At 51.4% G+C, this 23,173-nt stretch carries 17 protein-coding genes and 7 pseudogenes; 12 read left to right on the top strand and 12 right to left on the bottom strand.

Annotated elements, in window-relative coordinates:
* Positions 1 to 26: 26 nt before the first annotated feature.
* On the top strand, positions 27 to 686 hold the full coding sequence (gene yghB / locus AC1VYI_RS05475; RefSeq protein ID WP_023309176.1) for a DedA family general envelope maintenance protein YghB: 660 nt from the start codon (positions 27 to 29) through the stop codon (positions 684 to 686).
* A gap of 45 nt (positions 687 to 731) precedes the next feature.
* Here yghB and AC1VYI_RS05470 read toward each other — a convergent pair whose 3' ends face one another.
* The gene (locus tag AC1VYI_RS05470; RefSeq protein ID WP_023309177.1) at positions 732 to 1,631 is read right to left on the bottom strand and encodes an AraC family transcriptional regulator; all 900 of its coding nucleotides are present in this window, start codon (positions 1,629 to 1,631) and stop codon (positions 732 to 734) included.
* A 195-nt stretch (positions 1,632 to 1,826) separates the two neighbouring features.
* Between AC1VYI_RS05470 and yqhD the strand changes: the two genes are divergently transcribed.
* Both yqhD and dkgA read left to right on the top strand, forming a co-directional pair.
* Positions 1,827 to 2,990, top strand: a complete 1,164-nt coding sequence (gene yqhD, locus AC1VYI_RS05465; RefSeq protein WP_045403982.1) for an alcohol dehydrogenase — start codon at positions 1,827 to 1,829, stop codon at positions 2,988 to 2,990.
* Between the two features lie 105 nt (positions 2,991 to 3,095).
* Entirely contained in the window at positions 3,096 to 3,923 is an 828-nt protein-coding gene (gene dkgA / locus AC1VYI_RS05460; protein ID WP_134867154.1) for a 2,5-didehydrogluconate reductase DkgA, read from the top strand.
* Positions 3,924 to 4,007: 84 nt separating this feature from the next.
* Here the strand turns inward: dkgA and AC1VYI_RS05455 are convergent.
* The 5 genes and pseudogenes from AC1VYI_RS05455 to AC1VYI_RS05435 form a co-directional block, all read right to left on the bottom strand.
* Positions 4,008 to 5,015: pseudogene (locus tag AC1VYI_RS05455) on the bottom strand (DUF3362 domain-containing protein); the annotation flags it as partial.
* Between the two features lie 168 nt (positions 5,016 to 5,183).
* On the bottom strand, positions 5,184 to 6,152 hold the full coding sequence (locus AC1VYI_RS05450) for an IS5 family transposase (RefSeq protein WP_000654811.1): 969 nt from the start codon (positions 6,150 to 6,152) through the stop codon (positions 5,184 to 5,186).
* A 42-nt stretch (positions 6,153 to 6,194) separates the two neighbouring features.
* Positions 6,195 to 6,524: a hypothetical protein gene (locus tag AC1VYI_RS05445; RefSeq protein WP_000140246.1), complete on the bottom strand. Its 330-nt coding sequence runs from the start codon at positions 6,522 to 6,524 to the stop codon at positions 6,195 to 6,197.
* A 204-nt stretch (positions 6,525 to 6,728) separates the two neighbouring features.
* The gene (locus AC1VYI_RS05440) at positions 6,729 to 10,004 is read right to left on the bottom strand and encodes a P-loop NTPase fold protein (protein ID WP_021242119.1); all 3,276 of its coding nucleotides are present in this window, start codon (positions 10,002 to 10,004) and stop codon (positions 6,729 to 6,731) included.
* Between the two features lie 201 nt (positions 10,005 to 10,205).
* A complete protein-coding gene (locus AC1VYI_RS05435; protein ID WP_000654811.1) occupies positions 10,206 to 11,174 on the bottom strand; it encodes an IS5 family transposase in 969 nt (322 codons plus the stop codon).
* A 753-nt stretch (positions 11,175 to 11,927) separates the two neighbouring features.
* Between AC1VYI_RS05435 and AC1VYI_RS05430 the strand changes: the two genes are divergently transcribed.
* The 6 genes from AC1VYI_RS05430 (at position 11,928) to fghA (ending at position 16,334) form a co-directional block, all read left to right on the top strand.
* Entirely contained in the window at positions 11,928 to 12,224 is a 297-nt protein-coding gene (locus AC1VYI_RS05430) for a helix-turn-helix transcriptional regulator (RefSeq protein WP_017384073.1), read from the top strand.
* 536 nt (positions 12,225 to 12,760) lie between these two features.
* A protein-coding gene (locus AC1VYI_RS05425; RefSeq protein ID WP_223479951.1) for an IS1 family transposase occupies positions 12,761 to 13,458 on the top strand; the annotation gives its coding sequence in 2 pieces (ribosomal slippage) (positions 12,761 to 13,010 and positions 13,010 to 13,458; 699 coding nt in all).
* Between the two features lie 113 nt (positions 13,459 to 13,571).
* Positions 13,572 to 13,847 (top strand): formaldehyde-responsive transcriptional repressor FrmR, encoded by a 276-nt coding sequence (gene frmR / locus AC1VYI_RS05420; protein WP_017384071.1) that lies wholly within the window; start codon positions 13,572 to 13,574, stop codon positions 13,845 to 13,847.
* Between the two features lie 34 nt (positions 13,848 to 13,881).
* Positions 13,882 to 14,991: an S-(hydroxymethyl)glutathione dehydrogenase gene (gene frmA, locus AC1VYI_RS05415; protein WP_017384070.1), complete on the top strand. Its 1,110-nt coding sequence runs from the start codon at positions 13,882 to 13,884 to the stop codon at positions 14,989 to 14,991.
* A 43-nt stretch (positions 14,992 to 15,034) separates the two neighbouring features.
* Positions 15,035 to 15,433, top strand: coding sequence for a VOC family protein (locus tag AC1VYI_RS05410; protein WP_012561111.1), 399 nt, complete (start codon positions 15,035 to 15,037; stop codon positions 15,431 to 15,433).
* Positions 15,434 to 15,497: 64 nt separating this feature from the next.
* Entirely contained in the window at positions 15,498 to 16,334 is an 837-nt protein-coding gene (gene fghA / locus AC1VYI_RS05405; RefSeq protein ID WP_012561110.1) for an S-formylglutathione hydrolase, read from the top strand.
* Between the two features lie 27 nt (positions 16,335 to 16,361).
* Here fghA and AC1VYI_RS05400 read toward each other — a convergent pair.
* The 4 genes and pseudogenes from AC1VYI_RS05400 to AC1VYI_RS05385 all read right to left on the bottom strand — a co-directional run.
* Positions 16,362 to 16,514 (bottom strand): annotated as a pseudogene (locus AC1VYI_RS05400) (recombinase family protein); the annotation flags it as partial.
* A 114-nt stretch (positions 16,515 to 16,628) separates the two neighbouring features.
* Positions 16,629 to 16,905: pseudogene (locus tag AC1VYI_RS05395) on the bottom strand (IS3 family transposase); the annotation flags it as partial.
* Positions 16,906 to 16,921: 16 nt separating this feature from the next.
* Positions 16,922 to 17,998 carry an IS110 family RNA-guided transposase gene (locus tag AC1VYI_RS05390; protein WP_000227969.1) on the bottom strand — a complete coding sequence of 359 codons (1,077 nt, stop codon included), beginning with the start codon at positions 17,996 to 17,998 and terminating at the stop codon, positions 16,922 to 16,924.
* A gap of 272 nt (positions 17,999 to 18,270) precedes the next feature.
* Positions 18,271 to 19,139: pseudogene (locus tag AC1VYI_RS05385) on the bottom strand (IS3 family transposase); the annotation flags it as partial.
* A gap of 81 nt (positions 19,140 to 19,220) precedes the next feature.
* Between AC1VYI_RS05385 and AC1VYI_RS05380 the strand changes: the two are divergent.
* From AC1VYI_RS05380 to tnpC, 3 genes and pseudogenes are all read left to right on the top strand, one after another.
* Positions 19,221 to 19,541, top strand: a pseudogene (locus AC1VYI_RS05380) (IS66-like element accessory protein TnpA); the annotation flags it as partial.
* On the top strand, positions 19,538 to 19,888 hold the full coding sequence (gene tnpB, locus AC1VYI_RS05375) for an IS66 family insertion sequence element accessory protein TnpB (RefSeq protein WP_016151369.1): 351 nt from the start codon (positions 19,538 to 19,540) through the stop codon (positions 19,886 to 19,888). The pseudogene AC1VYI_RS05380 and the gene tnpB, both read left to right, overlap by 4 nt.
* Positions 19,889 to 19,918: 30 nt before the next feature.
* A pseudogene (tnpC, locus tag AC1VYI_RS05370) lies at positions 19,919 to 21,511 on the top strand (IS66 family transposase).
* A 199-nt stretch (positions 21,512 to 21,710) separates the two neighbouring features.
* On the opposite strand, the pseudogene AC1VYI_RS05365 reads toward tnpC, so the two are convergent.
* A pseudogene (locus AC1VYI_RS05365) lies at positions 21,711 to 21,995 on the bottom strand (copper-binding protein); the annotation flags it as partial.
* A 56-nt stretch (positions 21,996 to 22,051) separates the two neighbouring features.
* The gene (locus AC1VYI_RS05360) at positions 22,052 to 23,020 is read right to left on the bottom strand and encodes an IS5-like element IS903B family transposase (protein ID WP_022649395.1); all 969 of its coding nucleotides are present in this window, start codon (positions 23,018 to 23,020) and stop codon (positions 22,052 to 22,054) included.
* Positions 23,021 to 23,173 lie beyond the last annotated feature (153 nt).

Raw genomic sequence — 23,173 nt, 5'->3', positions numbered from 1 at the left:
ATATCTGCTGTTCCACAGGAAAGTCCATGGCTGTTATTCAAGATATTATCGCGGCGCTCTGGCAACACGACTTTGCCGCGCTGGCGGATCCTCACGTCGTCGGTATCGTTTACCTCGTGATGTTCGCAACACTGTTTCTGGAAAATGGATTACTGCCAGCCTCGTTTTTACCCGGTGACAGCCTGCTTTTACTTGCCGGGGCATTAATCGGGAAAGGCGTCATGGACTTCACGCCAACGATGGTTATTCTCACCTCTGCAGCCAGCCTGGGCTGCTGGCTGAGCTATCTGCAGGGCCGCTGGCTTGGGAATACCCGCGTCGTAAAAGGCTGGCTGGCGCAGTTACCGCATAAATATCATCAGCGTGCGACCTGCATGTTCGACAGGCATGGCCTGCTGGCCCTGCTGGCGGGGCGTTTCCTCGCGTTTGTTCGCACGCTTCTGCCTACGATGGCGGGCATTTCCGGTCTGTCAAACCGCCGATTCCAGTTCTTCAACTGGCTGAGCGCTCTGCTGTGGGTGGGTGTAGTCACCACGCTCGGCTATGCGCTGAATATGATCCCCTTTGTGAAACACCATGAAGATCAGGTGATGACCTTCCTGATGGTACTGCCGATGTTCCTGCTGGTGGCAGGACTGGTGGGAACCATCGCGGTGGTGATTAAGAAGAAGTACTGCAGCGCGTGATCCCCTCACCCTGACCCTCTCCCCATAGGGGAGAGAGGAAAAAGCTTAAGCTCCCTGCATGGTTCGGATGCGTGATGCATCTTCTCCCGGCGTGACGCCGAAATAGCGCTTAAACTCCCGACTGAACTGCGACGCGCTTTCGTAACCCACCCGCATTGCCGCCGCGCTGGCCTTCATGCCGTCGTGGATCATCAGCATCCGCGCCTTATGCAACCGGTAGGTTTTAAGGTACTGCAGCGGCGAGGTGCTGGTCACCGACTTGAAGTTATGATGAAACGCCGAGACGCTCATGTTCGCTTCCGCCGCCAGCTGGTCGACGCTGAGGTTCTCCGTGTACTGGCTTTCGATACGCTTGAGCACGCGGCTTATCAGGCTGAAGTGGGTCTGTCGGCTCACCAGAGCCAGTAACGCCCCGCCGCCCGGGCCCAGCAGCACATGGTAGAGAATTTCGCGGACGATCTGCTTGCCCAGAATACGCGCGTCCAGCGGCCTTTCCATCACGTCCAGCAGACGTTCAATAGCGCAGAGGATCTCTTCCGACAGCGTCGCCGAGTTAATCCCGCTCGACGCCATAGACGGCTGGAAGAACTCATCTTCGCCAATCTCCATCAGCAGCTCCTGCAGCTGAAGAATATCGACGTTGACGCGAATACCGGCCAGCGGAACGGCCTCTGTCGCGAAGGTTTCACATTCGAAGGGTAAAGGTACCGTCAGGAGCAGATATTCATTGGTGTCGTAGCGGAACACGCGCTCGTTGATATAGCCAATTTTATGGCCCGAGAAGAGAAAAACGATGCCCGGCTGGTACATGACCGGCGTGCGCGTCCCGGGCTGCGTGCCATAAAGCAGGCGAATGTCAGGAAGCAGATCGCTGACACCATTTTCTTTATCTATCAGTCTTTTAATCTGCGCAGTGAGCTGATGGCAGATCGCTTCACGGTTCATATTACGTTACTCCGGGTACGGTTTCCGACGTTGACAGTGTGCGTCGTTTTCCGCGCTTTCTCCAGCGCTCTGTAGAAATGGGCAAGACATCGGCAGGAATGTGCATTGAGAGGATAGCCCCGGACAGACACAATGTGCAGCATCAGGTCGCCCTCTGCGCCACCACGGTTTTTCACCCACTAAAGGGAACGAGCAATGAACAACTTTAATCTTCACACCCCAACCCGCATTCTGTTTGGTAAAGACGCTATCGCCGATCTGCGCGCCCAGATCCCCGCTGACGCCCGCGTACTGATCACCTACGGTGGCGGCAGCGTGAAAAAAACCGGCGTGCTGGATCAGGTTTACAGCGCCCTGAACGGTCTGGACGTGCGAGAGTTCGGCGGCATCGAGCCAAATCCGTCTTACGAAACGCTGATGAACGCGGTGAAAATCGCCCGCGAAGAGAAGATCACCTTCCTGCTGGCCGTCGGCGGCGGCTCCGTGCTGGACGGCACCAAATTCATCGCGGCGGCAGCGCACTACGCTGACGGCATCGATCCGTGGCACATTCTGGAAACTCGCGGCAGCGACATTAAAAGCGCCATCCCGATGGGCTCCGTGCTGACCCTGCCGGCCACCGGCTCTGAATCCAACAAGGGCGCGGTGATCTCCCGCAAAACCACCGGCGACAAACAGGCCTTCATGAACGAACATGTTCAACCTGTGTTCGCGATCCTGGATCCGGTTTACACCTACACCCTGCCTGCGCGTCAGGTGGCGAACGGCGTGGTCGATGCCTTTGTTCATACCGTTGAGCAGTACGTCACGTATCCGGTAGATGCCAAAATTCAGGATCGCTTCGCGGAAGGCATTCTGCTGACGCTCGTCGAAGAAGGTCCGAAAGCGCTGAAAGAGCCGGAAAATTACGACGTGCGTGCCAACGTCATGTGGGCGGCAACGCAGGCGCTGAACGGCCTGATCGGTGCTGGCGTACCGCAGGACTGGGCAACCCACATGCTGGGCCACGAGCTGACGGCGATGCACGGTCTGGACCACGCGCAAACGCTGGCCGTTGTGCTGCCTGCGCTGTGGAACGAAAAGCGGGACACCAAGCGTGCCAAACTGCTGCAGTACGCAGAACGCGTGTGGAACATCACCGAGGGTTCTGACGATGCGCGTATTGATGCCGCCATCGAAGCGACCCGCAGCTTCTTTGAAGGTCTGGGCGTGCCAACGCGTCTCTCTGGCTACGGTCTGGACGGCAGTTCCATCCCTGCCCTGCTGGCGAAACTCGAAGAACACGGCATGACCCACCTGGGCGAGCACGGCGACATTACGCTGGACGTCAGCCGTCGCATCTACGAAGCGGCACGCTAAGCGTTTTTGCCCTCCCGACTTTCGTTTTTTGACATTTCGTCCAGACTTAATGCACAACCCATCGCCGGAGGAACCCTCCGGCGATGCGCACCTGAAGGAGGAAAAATGGCAAACCAAACCGTAATCAAGCTGCAGGACGGCAACGTGATGCCCCAGCTGGGGCTAGGTGTATGGAAAGCCGGTAACGACGAGGTCGTCTCCGCCATTCATAAAGCCCTGGAAGTCGGCTATCGGTCCATTGATACCGCCGCCGCATATAAAAACGAGGACGGCGTGGGTAAGGCACTGGCCAGCGCCGGCGTCCCCCGCGATGAGTTTTTCATCACCACGAAACTGTGGAACGACGATCAAAAACGGCCCCGCGAAGCGCTGGAGGAGAGCCTGGAGAAACTCCAGCTCGATTTCGTCGATCTCTGGCTGATGCACTGGCCGGTTCCGGCTATCGATCATTACGTTGACGCCTGGAAAGGGATGATTGAACTGCAGAAAGAGGGGCTGGTGAAAAGCATCGGCGTCTGTAATTTCCAGGTTCATCACCTGCAGCGGCTGATTGACGAAACGGGCGTTGCGCCAGTGATTAACCAGATCGAGCTGCACCCGCTGATGCAGCAGCGCCAGCTTCATGCCTGGAACGCCACGCATAAAATCCAGACCGAGTCCTGGAGCCCGCTGGCGCAGGGCGGCGAAGGGGTATTCGATCAAAAGATTATCCGTGAGCTGGCGGATAAATACGGTAAAACCCCGGCGCAAATCGTCATTCGCTGGCATCTGGACAACGGCCTGGTGGTCATTCCGAAATCGGTTACGCCGTCGCGCATCGCCGAGAACTTCGACGTCTGGGATTTCCGTCTGGACAAAGAAGAGCTGGGTGAGATTGCGAAGCTGGATAAGGGTAAACGTTTAGGCCCTGACCCTGATCAGTTTGGCGGGTAGTCGCGTAAAAAAGCCGGGTGGCGGCTTCGCCTTACCCGGCCTACGTGTCGACATAAAAAACCCCGGCTTGCCGGGGTTTTTTATTTACGCTTTGCGCTTCACGGGCTTCTTCACACTCGAATTACCGTTCGAACGCTGATACACAATCGGCGTGTGCTTGGTCAGCGCCGGGCGCGTATTGCGGTTCTGGCGACGCGCTTCGCGCATCTCCTCCAGCGTCGGGGCCGGTACCAGACAGTCGCGTCGCGATCCGATCAGGTGTTTTTTACCCATCTCTTCCAGCGCCTGACGGATCAGCGGCCAGTTTTTCGGATCGTGGTAACGCAGCAGCGCTTTATGCAGACGACGCTGTTTATCCCCTTTCGGCACCACCACCTCTTCACTCTTGTAGCCAATCTTACTCAGCGGGTTCTTGCCGGTGTAATACATGGTCGTCGAGTTGGCGAGCGGTGACGGATAGAAGTTCTGCACCTGATCCAGACGGAAGCGACGCTGCTTCAGCCACAGCGCCAGGTTCACCATGTCTTCATCGCGCGTGCCCGGGTGGGCGGAGATGAAGTATGGGATCAGATACTGCTCTTTACCCGCCTGCTTTGAATAGGTATCGAACAGCTCTTTAAAGCGATCGTAGCTGCCCATGCCCGGCTTCATCATTTTCGACAGCGGGCCTTCCTCGGTGTGCTCCGGCGCAATCTTCAGATAGCCGCCGACGTGGTGCGTCGCCAGCTCTTTGATGTAGCGCGGATCTTCCACGGCGATGTCGTAACGTACCCCGGACGCGATCAGGATCTTCTTGATGCCCTTCAGGTCGCGCGCGCGGCGGTAGAGGTTGATCGTCGGCTCGTGGTTGGTGTCCATATGCTCGCAAATGCTCGGATAGACGCAGGAGAGGCGACGGCAGGTTTGCTCCGCGCGCGGCGACTTGCAGCGCAGCATGTACATGTTCGCGGTTGGGCCGCCAAGGTCGGAAATCACGCCGGTAAAGCCCGGCACCGAGTCGCGAATAGCTTCGATCTCATTGATGATCGAATCTTCAGAGCGGCTCTGGATAATACGGCCTTCGTGCTCGGTAATGGAGCAGAGCGAGCACCCTATAATTCTGATCATTTAGAAATTTTTTTGCGTTTAAAATCAATGAATTGAAAGATTTCATTTTTCTAAGTCTGATAAAACAGATGAAAACCCAACTGACTATACTCATAAAAGGCTTTGTTGAATAAATAAGATTTCGTGCGAACGACCCTGTAGCTGGCTGGATTTTCAGGCAATACGCACGCTTTCTGGCATCCCAGCCTTTGTCATCCTGTTCAACGCACGCACCATGGCCATAGCTTCCGCTACCTGACCATCGTAGTCACGCAGCGTCAGTGAATCTCCCAACAACTGCTTCATTCTGTACATTGCCGTTTCCGCTATCGAGCGACGGTTATATTCCGTTGTCCATTTCCACCGTGCATTGCTTCCGCTCAGCCGCTGATTAGCAACGGCACGGTTGCGGTCTGCGTACTCACCGGGCCAGTAACCTGCTCCTTTTCGGGGAGGAATAAGCGCGCTGATTTTTTTGCGGCGCAGTTCATCGTGACAGAGCCGGGTATCGTAAGCCCCGTCTGCCGCGGCTGCCCTGATTTTTCTGTGAGTCTGCCGGATAAGGCCCGGGAAGGCTTCTGAGTCCGTGACGTTATTCAGCGACAGGTCTGCACAGACAACTTCATGTGTGTTGCTGTCAACAGCAAGATGCAACTTTCGCCAGATACGACGGCGCTCTTTGCCGTGCTTTCTGACTTTCCATTCGCCTTCACCAAAGACCTTCAGCCCGGTGGAATCAATCACCAGGTGTGCGATTTCACCCCGGGTGGACGTTTTGAAACTGACATTAACCGACTTTGCCCGCTTACTGACACTGGTGTAATCCGGGCAGCGCAACGGAACGTTCATCAGGGCAAAAATGGAATCAATAAAACCCTGCGCAGCCCGCAGGGTCAGCCGGAATACGCGTTTAATCACCAGAACGGTGGTGATGGCGAGATCAGAATAGCGCTGGGGCCTTCCTCGTGATGAAGGCGTTGCCGACTCATACCAGGCCTGAATCGCCTCATCATCCAGCCAGAAAGTGAGGGAGCCACGGTTGATGAGAGCTTTGTTGTAGGTGGACCAGTTGGTGATTCTGAACTTTTGCTTTGCCACGGAATGGTCTGTGTTGTCGGGAGGATGCGTGATCTGATCCTTCAACTCAGCAAAAGTTCGATTTATTCAACAAAGCCCTCATAAAACTCAATCTTTGCGCTGCTGTACGATACCAGTAATTACAGGTGCCGAGTTTAACATCATGAAAAGTAGCCCAATAATGAATGACGCAACGCCAGCTGCGGTGCCTAACTTCTGACTGAACACCATTGAAACAAAGTACATATTTGGGATAAAAACGGACATAGCAATCACGAAAAGTAACTTATTCAGATAATTATTTATTCGGGTCTTAACCTCAACTCTATCATAAAAAGCCATCGAAACGTAAGCAGTTATCAGTGAATAAAAAGACCATGTCATATAGTTAACCGATTCATTAAATGCCTCTCGCAAAAGCAAAGCACTTTCTGTCATTCCCTACCTCATTAAATCAATAGAAAATAAATCTGAATAATTTATTTTTAAAAGAAAAGAACACAACATAACTTCAGTAGTTATGATTAATCCCTGAATGATTATTTCTTAGCAAGATATAACATGCTTAATGTATATCAGGCAATAAAAAAACTCCCAAAGACCACCGCTGTGGTCTTCAGGTATAGGATTTAAAGAACGAACTCAGTCCGGAAACGTATCACTATCTTCTGTAACGTCCGCTTTCTCTGGTAACATTCTGTTTTTAATATACTGTGAATTCCTGCAGATGAGAGGAAAAATCTCCGAGTTATTCATTATACAACTCGTTGCCGTACGGGCGTCCTCCGGAGACCATGATGAAAATGAAAACGTCTGACGGTCAAGCCATTGAGACAATAATACATTATCAACAGAAGCGCTAAACAGCGCCGCAATAGCCCTGCGTTCAACGGCCTTCTCAGGTTCAATAAACGACAACTCATTATGAAAACGGGTAATAATCGCAATACGGCTGTCAATACGAATATGTCTTTCAAGTAAGACATCGTGCAACTCATCAAGTACAGTCTCTCTCTGGGTATCGTCGAGGCAAGACCACAGAAAATGAATGTTCTCGGCATTTGTGACAACGTCTGGCTCTGCATCACGGAACCATGATGCAAAGATACCCACACTACCTTCCATCCGGATATGCTGCCCCTGAAGTTGCATTTGTTCAAGGATAAAGCGCATGTTCACAGGAAGAACCGTAAAACACTCAATAAGCCTTTCAGAAGAACTAAATACTCCACATGCCAGGGCGTTCAGCTTTTTCTTCAAAATATCAAACTGCTCACCTGACTGATATACGTCATGGAGAAATACTGGACCCATAGCATTCACATCAGACTCAATTATTTTCTCTGACAGTGCTTTTTGACGCTCTCGCACAAATATTAAAAGAGAGGTTGCATTTGTAGCTTCTTTGATGACGTCATACTGACCTTTAACAAAGCTCAGGACAGGTATATTCACCAGAAGACCTAAATCAACAATCCTGCCAACAGCATTTTTGATGTACGGCAGAACATTTTTATCCTTAAGTGCTATAAAGATACTCTCGGCAGTACGTAGATAACGAAGATATGCAGCCAAAGCCAGGTCAAACCGTTCCTCACCAATATGTTCACTGTACGACTCGATACCGGCATAGTTACCATGGAGCACCATGTGAGCAACAGCCTGTGCAGCAAATTCCGCAGGGAAGAGATTCCTCGTCGCCGTATTATTAAGATAATATTGATTTAAAACATTATTATTCCAGTCCGGGCTCAGAACAATTTTTCTGAAATGGATAACGTCCTCAACAACCTGACGATTTTTAAGCGTCATTATTGCAGAGCTAACCTGAGCCCCACCTGTACCATCATTCTTTCCAATTACGTTCTGTACCGCCTTCGATGCAATATTGATATGCCGGATAATTCCCGGATTAAAAAGGTCTATCTGAGGTTGCTCAGCTCCATAGCGTAACATCTCCTCCCGACCGTGATTTCCGATATCTAGTGTGCCAATTTTCAGGTTTGACAAGGTCTCTTCATTATTGACAAGGTATTCCACATAAAATACGCCATCTACAAAATTCTCCATTTTATTCAGTAGTGATTCACCGGCCAGAACAGAGTATGAATCAGCTTCCTGCAGCAACGTCTTCGTGGATTCAGCCTCCAATTTTTCTGAATCCTGAATTTCATCAAGTTTACTCACAATAAACGATATTTGCCTTTCGACGAAAGGCTCTAGGCTTATCCGCCCGTCAGCCATCAGTTTCTGCAGACTCAATACGAAACCTTCATCATTCTTTTCTCTGAGTGAAACAGCATAACTCTGATTCAGCATTTGCACTGCGACTTTGAGTTGCGGTTCGGCGAGAGCCTGACACTTCTCATCCATCCGGCTATAAGAAACCAGCCAGTCTCGCATCTGAATATGTGGTGCCACTCGCTGCCATGCTTCAGCGAAACCCCACAAGGCCGTCAGTTCTTCAAGCCGTGGGATATTTATAGCACCAATCGCGTCTTTAAGAGGCGTATCAAGCAACTCGCTCCTGGCAAGCTCCACCGTGGACTGATAGTGGATGCTCATCAGAAATTCGCTCCATCTTTCTGTATCGTTATTAAAAATTCGGGATATTTGTTGATAAGTTAGCGAGAGCATCTCGTCAAAATCATCCGGAGCAATACCGGGTTCGGTCTGACTAGCTTTGGGATCGCGAAGTAATACTTTAATATCTCGCTCCCCGTATCTGACCACCAGTAAGTAGAGAGCAATAAGAATATGGCGATGATCTTCTGTTGCAGGAACGGTAAGGTTCAGAATATGAATATCATTAACAAACTTCTTCATTAATCGCGGTGTGATACGAGGATACTCAGAGGGTTTCCAGCGCTCAAGCAACACCGTTGCTTCCCGGCACGCTATCCCTGCATCCTCATTTACTGTTTCTTTCCAGTACTGCCTTAACGCTTCCTGCCATCCTGCCGAAATAAGAGGAGGAACCTGAAAACTTACAGGAATCCGCTTTGCAATAAACTCACGCCCGCTGAAACCCGCCACAGAAAGTGAGGCTGAAACCTGTCTTGCCGAATAGGGCACCACTATCCTGAAGTGTTCATGAGTGGCTCCGGCAATAAGCTCCATATCACTCCAGAGCTCTTTCACTTTGTCTGCACTGATTCGGTCCAGATTATCAATGATAAGGATGAAGCGATCTCCATGGGAAATGACCTCTTTGGAGGTAAATCCCTGCAGAGCTTCAGCCAGCTCAATAGCTCCGACCTCCTTATTAACTAGCCAAGTCTCTTCAATCCTGTCAGTACTGTTGCGTTTGAACAAATCACCAATACTCGAATACCCTTTCTTTCTGTACCATTCCATGTTCTGCAGGCATGCCAGTCCTGCGACCATAATGGCAGGAGAAAGAAACGCGGCCACCTCAACATAAAAAAGCCACCCTAATAATGACTCCTTGTTAGTAAAATATTGATTAAGGTCTGTTAGCACATAACGAAGCATCTGCACGGAAAGCAATGACAGTAAAATAAAAACGACGGTCAACCAGCTTAGCCTGCTGCTGACCCTCTTGTCGTATTCAACGATGTTACCCAGAGCCAGATTTTTATACTTATCCAACACATCCCGGGAGCCCGGACATTGTAGGCTGACCCCGTGGTGGATGACATCGATAAGCGCTTTTTTAGTTGAGCCATGATGGTAACGTTCTGCATCAAAGTTAATGAACGTAAAATCATCTTTAAGCTTTTTCTGCAGGAACTTCAATATTGTTGACTTACCTGAACCCAGCTCACCTTCCAGACCAATAATATTGACATCAGGTGTCCTGATGATCTGAGCCACATTCTCTGCAACTTTTTCATGACTGCTGCCTCTAAACATATCCTGGTCAGCGGGTGATTCCGTCTGCAATCGTAGAGTCATTCAGCAATTTCCTTCGTTATAACGTAAGATTCTTTCACTATTAGACACAGTACAGAGCCCACAGCAACCAAATGACTGCAGCCGGGGCAGTTTAGTTTTAAGCATGCATAAGCCGATTTCGATGGAATCCCTTTCACACAATAATAGGCTTTGTTGAATAAATAAGATTTCGTGCGAACGACCCTGTAGCTGGCTGGATTTTCAGGCAATACGCACGCTTTCTGGCATCCCAGCCTTTGTCATCCTGTTCAACGCACGCACCATGGCCATAGCTTCCGCTACCTGACCATCGTAGTCACGCAGCGTCAGTGAATCTCCCAACAACTGCTTCATTCTGTACATTGCCGTTTCCGCTATCGAGCGACGGTTATATTCCGTTGTCCATTTCCACCGTGCATTGCTTCCGCTCAGCCGCTGATTAGCAACGGCACGGTTGCGGTCTGCGTACTCACCGGGCCAGTAACCTGCTCCTTTTCGGGGAGGAATAAGCGCGCTGATTTTTTTGCGGCGCAGTTCATCGTGACAGAGCCGGGTATCGTAAGCCCCGTCTGCCGCGGCTGCCCTGATTTTTCTGTGAGTCTGCCGGATAAGGCCCGGGAAGGCTTCTGAGTCCGTGACGTTATTCAGCGACAGGTCTGCACAGACAACTTCATGTGTGTTGCTGTCAACAGCAAGATGCAACTTTCGCCAGATACGACGGCGCTCTTTGCCGTGCTTTCTGACTTTCCATTCGCCTTCACCAAAGACCTTCAGCCCGGTGGAATCAATCACCAGGTGTGCGATTTCACCCCGGGTGGACGTTTTGAAACTGACATTAACCGACTTTGCCCGCTTACTGACACTGGTGTAATCCGGGCAGCGCAACGGAACGTTCATCAGGGCAAAAATGGAATCAATAAAACCCTGCGCAGCCCGCAGGGTCAGCCGGAATACGCGTTTAATCACCAGAACGGTGGTGATGGCGAGATCAGAATAGCGCTGGGGCCTTCCTCGTGATGAAGGCGTTGCCGACTCATACCAGGCCTGAATCGCCTCATCATCCAGCCAGAAAGTGAGGGAGCCACGGTTGATGAGAGCTTTGTTGTAGGTGGACCAGTTGGTGATTCTGAACTTTTGCTTTGCCACGGAATGGTCTGTGTTGTCGGGAGGATGCGTGATCTGATCCTTCAACTCAGCAAAAGTTCGATTTATTCAACAAAGCCACAATAATATTGAATTGAAGCAATGAAAACATTAATGTGTTTGTTGTGACTAGCTGCAGGGGCCTGGAAGAAATTCCAAAGCCTGACAAACCGGAACAGGGCTTGCTCTGCTCCGGTTTTATCCAGTTCATCTTGAAGCCCTTGTTTTTGTTACATATCCCTGCTCACTCTTTCAGCCATTGTTAAGCTTCTTGTGTGTAATCTGCGAATAATACGGATGCAAAATTGATGCAATGGATTATACATACCTACAGCGCACGTTACGCTGAGCTGAATCGAATTTCAGAGAACGTTCTTCGCTATTACCCTGCCCAGCCAGTTGAACACATTTTATCATCCGGCCCCGAGAGTGACATGTTCTCTGCCTGGTACAGCCTTCATCAGAGTCAAACTAGACGTTATTTACAGGCAAAAGAAGACAGCTACAGAGCTTAAGTCTGACATTATTCGTGGCTGTGTCTGCCTTCGGAGTTTTCAGCTTATCCCGATAACAGCGGTTTTGAAAAATTGACGTTTTTTACACCGGTACATTGCCCGAACGCAATCTCCCCCGTAGCGAAATACCGCCCCGCAGAAAATCGTCCATGCTCGGCATGCCCCTGGAACATCAGCATCTTTTCAATAAAGGTTTTACAGCCTATAGTCTGTATAACACAAAATACACCTTACCTGCTGTATTACAGGGCGGTACTCCCTACTCAGTCTGCGAGGCAGGTCACTTATGAATAATCAGTTCCCGATAAAAACGCTGAACCAGCTCAGACCTGTGCTAATCGGGTTTCGCAAAATCAAGGGCTTCACGCAAAAAGATGTGTCTGAGAGGCTTGGCGTAACGCAGCAAACCTATGCCCGCCTGGAAGCAAACCCTGCTAGCGCCAGTATTGATCGTCTGTACAAGGTATTCAGTATTCTGGGCGTAGAAATAACGCTGTCATCTATTTCCCCTTCACCCTTCATTTCCCACACAGAGATGAGGGGGGCATTTGACAGCACTCCCGCCAGACGGGAGAAATGGTGACTATTAGAAGTTTGCTAGTTTTGTCGAATGACGCCAACTACATGTCCGCATCCATCGAGTAGTGGCTTCAAGCCACGATTGTCACTGCCTCCGCTGCCTTTTTCCAGTAACTCTCTCCTTTTAATTCTAATATTTAGGGGTGTCAACGCAAAGCAGAAACGGCACCTTCTTTGCGAGACAGAAATGACCTGTGATTGCCTGGCCGATTTATGGCAGCTAAGTGCGAGAAGCGGATATAGCGAATTCGCCATTGTACGGGATTAGCAGGTTTACTGAAGCAACCTGCGATGGCGTTATGGCAATAGTCAGTCCCCTGTCCAGTCGGCATAGGTGGCCACCTCGTCACCGCCGGGGATAAACTGATTGAAGCCTCCGCGCAAAATCACTTATTCTTTTCCGTTAATAAAATGCAGGAGCAAAGTCATGACTGGCGAAATTCGTGGGCGAGGCAGGCCACGAAAAACAGAGAGTACCTATACAGGGTAAGGGTGCCAACTTACTGATTTAGTGTATGATGGTGTTTTTGAGGTGCTCCAGTGGCTTCTGTTTCTATCAGCTGTCCCTCCTGTTCAGCTACTGAAGGCGTGGTGCGTAACGGTAAAAGTACTGCCGGACATCAGCGCTATCTCTGCTCTCACTGCCGTAAAACATGGCAGCTACAGTTCACTTACATCGCCTCTCAGCCCGGTACACACCAGAAAATTATTGATATGGCCATGAATGGCGTCGGATGTCGCGCCAGTGCACGCATTATGGGCGTTGGCCTCAACACGATTTTACGACACTTAAAAAACTCAGGCCGCAGTCGGTAAACTCACGCATACAACCGGGCAGTGACGTTATTGTTTGCGCGGAAATGGACGAACAGTGGGGTTACGTCGGCGCTAAATCACGCCAGCGCTGGTTGTTTTACGCGTATGACAGGATACGGAGGACGGTTGTGGCGCACGTATTCGGTGAACGCACGTTGGTCACGCTGGAGCGTCTTCTGGGCCTGCTGTCGGCCTTTGAGGTCGTGGTATGGATGACGGATGGCTGGCCGCTTTATGAATCACGCCTGAAGGGAGAACTGCACGTTATCAGCAAGCGATATACGCAGCGCATTGAGCGGCATAACCTGAATCTGAGGCAGCATCTGGCAAGGCTGGGCAGGAAGTCACTGTCTTTCTCAAAATCGGTGGAGCTGCATGACAAAGTCATCGGGCATTATCTGAACATAAAACACTATCAGTAAGTTGGAGTCATTACCGGTGCTCTGATATATTTATTATACTATAGTGGGGTATGTGTTGATCTTAATGTAATACTCCCCTATAGTATAAGAAATACAGAGCAGTGAGGTAAGCAATGCCCAGTACTCCTGAAGAGAAAAAAAAGGTCCTAACCCGGGTTCGCCGTATCCGGGGTCAGATTGATGCTCTGGAAAGAGCACTTGAAAGTGGCGCTGAATGCCGTTCCGTTCTCCAGCAAATCGCCGCCGTCCGGGGCGCCGCTAACGGACTGATGGCAGAGGTGCTGGAGAGCCACATACGGGAAACCTTTGACCAGAATGACAGCTACAGTCATGAAGTCAGTAAATCAGTTGACGATACGATTGAGCTGGTTCGTGCCTATCTTAAATAGGTGAGGCCATTATTACATTGAGGATATATTACGTATGAAATCACGTGCCGCTGTTGCATTTGCACCAGGGAAGCCCCTGGAGATTGTTGAAATTGATGTTGCTCCGCCTAAAAAAGGCGAGGTGCTGATTAAAAACACCCACACAGGTGTCTGCCATACCGATGCCTTTACCCTCTCAGGGAATGACCCTGAGGGCGTTTTCCCGGTGGTTCTCGGCCACGAGGGAGCCGGTATCGTCGTTGAAGTTGGTGAAGGCGTCACCAGTGTGAAGCCGGGTGACCATGTTATTCCGCTCTACACCGCTGAATGCGGGGAGTGTGAATTCTGCCAGTCCGGTAAAACGAACCTCTGTGTATCGGTTCGCGAGACTCAGGGCAAAGGACTGATGCCTGACGGGACCACTCGCTTTTCATACAACGGTCAGCCTCTTTACCACTACATGGGATGTTCCACATTCAGTGAATACACCGTTGTGGCCGAGGTTTCTCTGGCAAAAATTAACCCGGAGGCGAACCATGAACACGTCTGCCTGTTGGGTTGTGGCGTGACTACCGGTATTGGCGCCGTCCATAACACGGCTAAAGTGCAGCCGGGCGATTCAGTTGCCATTTTTGGTCTGGGGGCAATTGGTCTGGCTGCGGTACAGGGGGCCCGTCAGGCAAAAGCGGGACGTATTATCGCTATCGATACTAATCCGACAAAATTTGACCTGGCCCGTCAGTTCGGGGCCACTGACTGCATTAACCCGAATGATTATGACAAACCGATTAAAGATGTTCTGCTGGATATCAACAAGTGGGGTATTGACCATACCTTTGAATGTATCGGTAACGTTAACGTCATGCGTGCAGCGCTGGAAAGTGCTCACCGTGGGTGGGGGCAGTCCGTTGTCATTGGTGTCGCAGGGGCCGGACAGGAGATTTCCACCCGTCCTTTCCAGCTGGTCACCGGGCGCGTATGGAAAGGTTCCGCGTTTGGCGGAGTAAAAGGCCGCACTCAGCTCCCCGGTATGGTCGAGGATGCCATGAAGGGGGATATTGACCTTGAGCCATTTGTAACCCATACGATGACACTGGATGAAATCAATGACGCCTTCGAGCTTATGCATGAAGGCAAATCTATCCGGACAGTGATTCATTACTGATCCCATCAGAATTTTAATCAACTCAAACTGAAGGAAGTGGAAAATGACAACTCCGGTAATTTCTGGTGACGGCATCTTTTCTCATGTGTTCATTGGCGCAGCCGATGTCGAGAAATCCTCCGCATTTTACGATGTCGTCCTGGGCACGCTTGGTATCAATAACCTCGGCCCGTTTGGCAACGGCTGGGTACTCTATGGCCGCGAAAAGCCGGCATTTATCATTGCCCGTCCGGGCAACGGTGAAGCACCTTCCGCTAACGGGGTGACTGTCGGCTTCGCTGCTGCCACCCCGGAAGAGGTTGATGCTTTCCATGCTGCCGGCCTTGCCGCCGGTGGAGCTGATGAAGGTCAACCTGGCCCGCGTGGTCACCTTCCCGGGGCCTATGCTGCCTACCTGCGGGATCCGGCGGGTAACAAAATCACGGCGTATACGTTTATCTGACGTCCGGATTTAAAGATACTTCCCCTGGCTTCGGTCAGGGGAAATAACCATGAGATAACGGCTGATGGAACTCATTGAGCAGCATGCCAGCTCTGGCGGCTGGCAAAACGTGTACCGGCATTATTCACAATCCCTTAATTGTGAAATGAATTTCGGTGTGTATCTTCCTCCCAAAGCAGTAACAGAAAAACTGCCGGTACTATACTGGTTGTCGGGCCTGACCTGTACTGAGCAGAATTTCATCACCAAATCAGGTATGCAGCATTATGCAGCCCGGCATAACGTCATCGTTGTTGTCCCGGATACCAGTCCCCGGGGTAATAATGTCCCGGATGCCGACAGTTACGATCTTGGCCAGGGGGCCGGTTTTTATCTGAACGCGACGGAACAGCCGTGGAATGTTCATTACAGGATGTATGACTATATTCTCAGAGAGCTTCCGGATGTCGTCATGAATCATTTTCCTGCAACGGCAAGAAAATCTATATCCGGTCATTCTATGGGAGGGCTGGGTGCTCTGGTGCTGGCTCTGCGAAATCCTGGTGAATATGTGAGCGTATCAGCATTTTCCCCGATAGTATCGCCTTCTCAGGTGCCATGGGGGCAACAGGCATTTAGCGCTTACCTGGGTGAAAACAGAAAAACGTGGGAAGCCTACGATCCAGTCAGCCTCATTTTACAGGGTGAAAAATTACCAGAAATCTTCATTGATCAGGGGCTGAGTGACGCCTTTTATGAAGAGCAACTGCGCACCAAAATCCTTGAGAGAGTATGCAATGAGATGAACCTCAATGCGTCGTTCCGATATCATACTGGATACGACCACAGCTATTATTTCATTTCCAGCTTTATTGGTGAGCACATTGCTTACCATGCCAACAGGCTCAGGCTGTCAGCATGAGTTGATTTCCAGCCTCAGAAAATGTGCTTAATTTTCAGGCCTGAACAGGGCCTGAACCCTGCAGACCTGAGATGTACTGTAACTGGTGGCTTCAGCAGTTTCTCTTATGCTCAGTTTCTTGACCTGTCGGTAATACAGAACTTTCTTATGTCGTTCCTGATCGGCCTGTTTGCCCCGGTGAATAGCCACGGATAATCTAGACACTTCCGAGCCGTTGATGGACTGACCCCGCCCCGGTAGACGATCCTGCCCTATAGTTTGGACTGACCCCACGCCTGTAGACAAATCCTGTCCTCACGACGAGGCCTGTTCGAAGGCCTCCGGACTGACGCCGCCGAGGTGGCTGTGGCGCCGGGACCGGTTATAGAAGACTTCAATGTAATCGAAGATCCGCCCGGGCCAGATCCCTGGTTTTATATATGCGTTTTCTGATCCGTTCTTTTTTCAGCGAACTGAAGAACGATTCGGCCACCGCATTATCCCAGCAGTTGCCACGCCGGCTCATGCTCGGCGCCAGGTTATTGGCCCGGTAGAAGCGCTGCCAGTCGTCACTGCCGTACTGGCTGCCCTGGACGCCCTTCTAAGAGTCAAGCTGTTATCGGGATACTGTTGATCCGCCTGTTTTGATTGCGCAGTAACGTGTAAACTTCGCGGGAGATATATCGCTTTAGACAGCGTATCGCTTCCATTTTTGTATGTCCTTCGGCTACACGCCTGGCGACATATTCCTTTGTTTTTGCGTCAGTTCGTAAGCGTCCGATGGCGATGATGTGAAGTGCACTATTTGCAGCACGATCTCCACCACGATTAAGTCGGTAACGGTTCGTTTTTCCAGAAGAAACGGGGACCGGGCTGACACCACACAGTGCCGCAAATCCTGATTCTGATCTTAACCGTTGAGGATTGTCTCCGGCAGTGATCAGCAACTGTGAAGCGCTTTCGTATCCGATAGCATTACGTTTAATCAGCTCAGGTGCCAACTCGTCGACAATTGCCGCAATCATGACATCCAGATCAGCGATTTCGTCATGTAACTCGAGATAGCGTCGGGCAAGGGACTTTAATGAAATGCGATAAACGTTGGTTACATTGCGGTATTCACTGGCATCAGGTCTCCAGGAACCCAGGGTCCTGATGAGCTGCATGCGCGTCATATTTCTGAGCTGTTCACGTAATTCATCCGGGGCAGAGATAATATTTGAATGGATAATCTGGAGAGCGACTCTGCGGGCTGATATTGCTGTTTTTCGGCAAGTTTTTAATACCCGCAGGGACTCAATCATGCCATCACGCGTTTTGGGAGTAACTGTCCTGATGCCTGAGAATGCTGCATGAGCGGCACATTCAGCATCAATTGTGTCACTTTTACCCCGTTTGCGTCGCTCCATCCGGTCTGGAGCAGTCACCTCAAGAACTTCTAACCCGGCGTTCTGAAAATAACGAAGCAAACCGGAACCATAGGTACCTGTGCACTCAACACCAATTCGCTTTAATGTCCCAAACGAGGTCATCCATGCCAGCATCTGCCGGTAACCTTGTCGTGTTGTGGAGAAATACTGAGTCCCAAGGACTTTATTGTTCTGATCTACGACAGCGGCAACGTGCAAATCTTTATGTGTATCCACGCCACCCACAACGGCAGCTTCGGTAACTTTATCAACCATGACAGAGCTCCTGTGAGGAAACAGAGTTGAATCTCCAGACAGATAACCTGGACAGGACAGTAACGAGACAAGCCGTCAGGCCCTTCTTGAGTCACGCGCATCGGTGAGGAGATGCCTCGCATGAAGGCGCTTCCGGCAACCGACGGGTCCAGGGCAGGACACAAAAGGTCGATCGCTGTGTGAGTCAGGATGCGGGAAGGTCTTCACTGCATCAGTAATCACACCAATCTGGTTAAACGGCAAACTAAGTGGTGGTAAAGACTGACATCGGCATTATTACTATCGCTGTGGAACATCACCCCGACGGGCTTACCACGGGTTTCCCATGCCATTTCCAGTGCTTTCATGGTGAGCCTGCTGTCCGGCGAGAACGACATGGCCCAGCCCACTGGTTTTCTTGCGAACAGGTCGAGAACAACGGCGAGGTACGCCCAGCGCTTACCCGTCCAGATATAGGTCACATCACCGCACCACACCTGATTTGGTTCCGTTACGGCGAACTGTCGCTCAAGATGATTCGGGATAGCAACGTGCTCATGACCGCCACGCTTATACCGGTGAGTCGGCTGCTGGCAACTGACCAGCCCCAGCTCTTTCATGAGTCTGCCAGCAAGCCAGCGCCCCATCTGGTAACCTCTCTGGGTTGCCATTGTGGCGATGCTTCTTGCTCCGGCAGAGCCGTGGCTGATGCCATGCAGTTCAAGTACCTGACTGCGTAATACAGCCCGTCTGCCGTCTGGCTTTTCAGGACGGTTTTTCCAGTATTTGTAGCTGCTGCGATGAACCCCGAACACATGGCAGAGAGTGGCCACAGGATAACGCGCCCTGAGTTTCCCGATTATCGAGAACTGTTCAGGGAGTCTGACATCAAGAGCGCGGTAGCCTTTTTTAATATTTCATTTTCCATTTCAATACGTTGTAGCTTTTTCCTGAGCTCACGGATTTCAATTTGTTCCGGGGTAATGGGGGAGGCTTTTGGTGTTTTGCCCTGCCGTTCATCACGTAATTGTTTCACCCATCGCGTCATTGTGGAAAGGCCGACATCCATAGCGCTGGCTGCATCTGCCACGGTGTAGTTCTGGTCAACGACCAGTTGAGCGGATTCGCGTTTAAACTCTGCGCTGAAATTTCTTTTTTTCATTATGACACCTGTGTTGTTCTGAGGTGAGCATATCACCTCTGTTCAGGTGGCCAAATTCAGTAAACCACTTCATATCAGCCTGGAGCCTGTGTTGCCCGGTTGGCGCGGGATAATGGAATTAATGACAATCTGCTGTTTACCTGGCGCCAGCGTTACAGACATCTTCTGCCCGATGAAATACAACGGTCAATCAGAGAGCAAGACTCTGTTATCCCCGTTGTCCTGCCTGATATGGTCCTGTCACACCATGCTGAGCCGCACTATGAACCCGCCGCTCCAGCCTGCCGCGAGGCCATGACATGCGAGGTGACTGTCGGCGGTGCCAGCCTGCGTCTGTCCGGGGATTTATCACCTGCACTTCTGAAAACGCTGATCCGCGAGCTGAGCGGGAGGAGCCGATGATACCCTTACCGTCAGGCACTCGTATCTGGCTGGTTGCCGGGGTCACCGATATGCGTAAGTCCTTCAATGGTCTGGGCGAACTGGTCCAGCATGTTCTTGATGACAATCCGTTCTCCGGCCACCTGTTTATCTTCCGTGGTCGTAAAGGTGACACCGTGAGGATCCTCTGGGCTGATGCTGACGGTCTGTGTCTGTTTACCAAACGTCTGGAAGAGGGACAGTTCGTCTGGCCTGCTGTACGCGACGGCAAAATCGCCATCACCCGCTCACAACTCGCCATGCTCCTCGATAAGCTGGACTGGCGGAAACCTAAAACTGCACGCCTTAACTCACTGACGATGTTGTAAAAAGCGCATGACCGCATTATAAATGGGGTCATGAGTCAGGACTATCTCGCCCGTATCGCTGCGCTGGAAGACGCGCTTCGCCAGAAAGACAGCCAGCTCAGTCTCGTTGCTGAGACTGAGTCGTTCCTGCGTTCAGCGCTGGCCCGCGCAGAAGAGAAAATAGAGAACGAAGAGCGTGAAATAGAACATCTGCGGGCTCAGATAGAAAAACTGCGCCGAATGCTGTTCGGTACCCGTTCAGAAAAGCTACGCCGGCAGGTCGAAGAAGCCGAAGCCCTGCTGAAACAGCAGGAGCAGCAAAGCGATCGTTACAACGGCCGGGACAATGATCAGCAGGTTCCGCGTCAGTTGCGCCAGTCCCGTCATCGTCGCCCGTTACCGGAACATCTTCCCCGCGAAATAAACAGACTGGAGCCAGCTGAAACCAGCTGTCCTGGTTGCGGTAGTGATATGGCCTATCTCAGCGAAGTCAGCGCGGAGCAACTGGAGCTGGTCTCCAGCGCCCTGAAAGTGATCCGCACGGTCAGGGTGAAAAAGGCCTGTACCCGATGCGACTGCGTCGTTGAAGCGCCAGCGCCCTCACGTCCTATCGACCGGGGCATCGCCGGGCCGGGTCTGCTGGCCCGCGTGTTAACGGCCAAATACTGTGAACACCTGCCGCTGTATCGCCAGTGCGAAATCTTTGCCCGTCAGGGTGTGGATCTGAGTCGTGCGCTGCTCTCCAACTGGGTGGATGCGTGCTGCCGGTTAATGGCCCCGCTGGATGAAGCCCTCTACCACTACGTGATGGACTGCCGCAAACTGCATACGGATGACACTCCGGTGCCCGTGCTGGCGCCGGGCAGAAAGAAGACGAAAACCGGGCGTATCTGGACATATGTCCGTGATAACAGAAGCGCGGGTTCATCAGATCCGCCAGCGGCATGGTTCGCCTTCTCACCGGACCGACAGGGGAAACACCCTCAGCAACATCTTCGGCACTATCATGGCGTGCTGCAGGCAGATGCCTTCGCAGGGTACGACAGGTTGTTCAGCGCAGAGCGTGAAGGTGGCCCGTTGACAGAAGCGGCATGCTGGGCTCATGCGCGGCGCAAAATCCATGACGTCTATATCAGCACCCGGACGGCCACAGCAGAGGAGGCTCTGAAGCGCATCAGTGAGTTATACGCGATAGAAGAGGAAATACGCGGCCTTCCGGCATCTCAGCGGCTGGCCGCCAGACGGTCCCGAAGTTAACCGTTGCTGATATCCCTGCATGACTGGTTGGTGGAGAAAAGTGCCACTCTGTCGAAAAAATCCCGGTTAGGCGAGGCGTTCGCTTATGCACTGAACCAGTGGGATGCCCTGTGTTACTACTGCGATGATGGTCTGGCAGAGCCGGATAATAACGCTGCTGAGCGCGCGCTACGAGCGGTCTGTCTGGGCAAGAAAAACTACATCTTCTTCGGCAGTGATCATGGTGGTGAACGTGGTGCCCTGCTGTATGGTCTGATCGGAACGTGCAGGCTGAACGGTATCGATCCAGAGGGTTACCTTCGCCATATCCTGAGCGTATTGCCGGAGTGGCCCATCAACAAAGTGGCCGAACTGCTGCCATGGAACGTAGATCTCACCAATAAATAGCCGTCAATACGGCGCTCACTTAACGCTTACGTTCACCTGAGGTGTTTTTGTAGTTATCTGGCGTTACGTGACAGTGTTGGTCAGATACTTCCACCTCTTCAGAGTTAAAGTTTGATATATGGGAAAAAAACGCTCCCGGACGGGAGCGTAAGCCAGTGACTTCGGCGTCAAATGAGGGTCTGACAAGTGGAGCTGCGGGTTAATTCTGGGTGATCTGGCTGCGATGCTTTTCAGCCTGCTGCTGATGAATAACGGAAGATAGACCATTATTCGCCTTCTCATGCACAACAGCGGCTTTCTCATGCTCGTTCATTTCGGAAAATGGCTTAGCAGTTTCTTGGGTGTTCTCAGGTTTGGATTTCATCATTTTTTTATGCATTTCAGCCATGTCCTGATGGGCAGCAGAATTGCCGTTTTGCATCATTTCATGGGACATTGCGGCCTGATCGTGACCGCTCATATCCATCATTTTCATGCTCTCCCCGGCTTTGTTGAATAAATCAGATTTCGGGTAAGTCTCCCCCGTAGCGGGTTGTGTTTTCAGGCAATACGCACGCTTTCAGGCATACCTGCTTTCGTCATTTTGTTCAGCGCTCGTACCAGGGCCATAGCCTCTGCAACCTGACCATCGTAGTCACGCAGTGTCAGTGAACCTCCGAACAGCTGTTTTACCCGGTACATCGCCGTTTCCGCTATCGAGCGACGGTTATAATCTGTTGTCCATTTCCACCGCGCATTACTCCCGGTCAGCCGCTGATTCGCAACAGCACGGTTACGGTCTGCATATTCACCGGGCCAGTAACCCGCGCCTTTTCGGGGCGGGATAAGCGCGCTGATTTTCTTACGCCGCAGTTCATCGTGACAGAGCCGGGTGTCGTAAGCGCCGTCTGCCGATGCTGCCCTGATTTTTCTGTGAGTCTGCCGGATAAGACCCGGGAAGGCTTCTGAGTCCGTCACATTGTTCAGCGACAGGTCTGCACAGATGATTTCATGTGTGTTGCTGTCAACTGCCAGATGCAACTTTCGCCAGATACGGCGGCGTTCCTGGCCATGTTTTTTGACTTTCCATTCGCCTTCACCAAAGACCTTCAGCCCGGTGGAATCAATCACCAGATGCGCGATTTCACCCCGGGTGGGCGTTTTGAAACTGACATTAACCGACTTTGCGCGCTTGCTGACACTGGTGTAATCCGGGCAGCGCAACGGAACATTCATCAGTGTAAAAATGGAATCAATAAAACCCTGTGCAGCCCGCAGGGTCAACCTGAACACGCGTTTAATGACCAGAACGGTGGTGATGGCGAGATCAGAATAGCGCTGAGGTCTTCCCCGTGATGAAGGCGTTGCCGACTCATACCAGGCCTGAATAGCTTCATCATCCAGCCAGAAAGTTATGGAGCCACGGTTGATGAGGGCTTTATTGTAGGTGGGCCAGTTGGTGATTTTGAACTTTTGCTTTGCCACGGAACGGTCTGCGTTGTCGGGAAGATGCGTGATCTGATCCTTCAACTCAGCAAAAGTTCGATTTATTCAACAAAGCCAAACAGAAGCCACTGGAGCACCTCAAAAACACCATCATACACTAAATCAGTAAGTTGGCAGCATCACCTTTTGCGTCTATAGTCATGATGTCAAATGAACGCGTTTCGACAGGAAATCATC

It is taken from the genome of Enterobacter sp. QK-SA4 (assembly GCF_056856775.1).
The sequence above is the reverse complement of the archived record's forward strand: the minus strand, read 5'-3'. Positions and strand labels throughout refer to the sequence as shown.

Bases quoted from the DNA above. Each gene is read 5' to 3' on its own strand.
- tnpB (WP_016151369.1), top strand. From the start codon at position 19,538: ATGATACCCTTACCGTCAGGCACTCGTATCTGGCTGGTTGCCGGGGTC.
- AC1VYI_RS05430 (WP_017384073.1), top strand. From the start codon at position 11,928: ATGAATAATCAGTTCCCGATAAAAACGCTGAACCAGCTCAGACCTGTG.
- AC1VYI_RS05440 (WP_021242119.1), bottom strand. From the start codon at position 10,004: ATGACTCTACGATTGCAGACGGAATCACCCGCTGACCAGGATATGTTT.
- frmA (WP_017384070.1), top strand. From the start codon at position 13,882: ATGAAATCACGTGCCGCTGTTGCATTTGCACCAGGGAAGCCCCTGGAG.
- AC1VYI_RS05445 (WP_000140246.1), bottom strand. From the start codon at position 6,524: ATGACAGAAAGTGCTTTGCTTTTGCGAGAGGCATTTAATGAATCGGTT.
- frmR (WP_017384071.1), top strand. From the start codon at position 13,572: ATGCCCAGTACTCCTGAAGAGAAAAAAAAGGTCCTAACCCGGGTTCGC.
- yqhD (WP_045403982.1), top strand. From the start codon at position 1,827: ATGAACAACTTTAATCTTCACACCCCAACCCGCATTCTGTTTGGTAAA.
- AC1VYI_RS05410 (WP_012561111.1), top strand. From the start codon at position 15,035: ATGACAACTCCGGTAATTTCTGGTGACGGCATCTTTTCTCATGTGTTC.
- dkgA (WP_134867154.1), top strand. From the start codon at position 3,096: ATGGCAAACCAAACCGTAATCAAGCTGCAGGACGGCAACGTGATGCCC.
- AC1VYI_RS05470 (WP_023309177.1), bottom strand. From the start codon at position 1,631: ATGAACCGTGAAGCGATCTGCCATCAGCTCACTGCGCAGATTAAAAGA.
- yghB (WP_023309176.1), top strand. From the start codon at position 27: ATGGCTGTTATTCAAGATATTATCGCGGCGCTCTGGCAACACGACTTT.
- fghA (WP_012561110.1), top strand. From the start codon at position 15,498: ATGGAACTCATTGAGCAGCATGCCAGCTCTGGCGGCTGGCAAAACGTG.
- AC1VYI_RS05390 (WP_000227969.1), bottom strand. From the start codon at position 17,998: ATGGTTGATAAAGTTACCGAAGCTGCCGTTGTGGGTGGCGTGGATACA.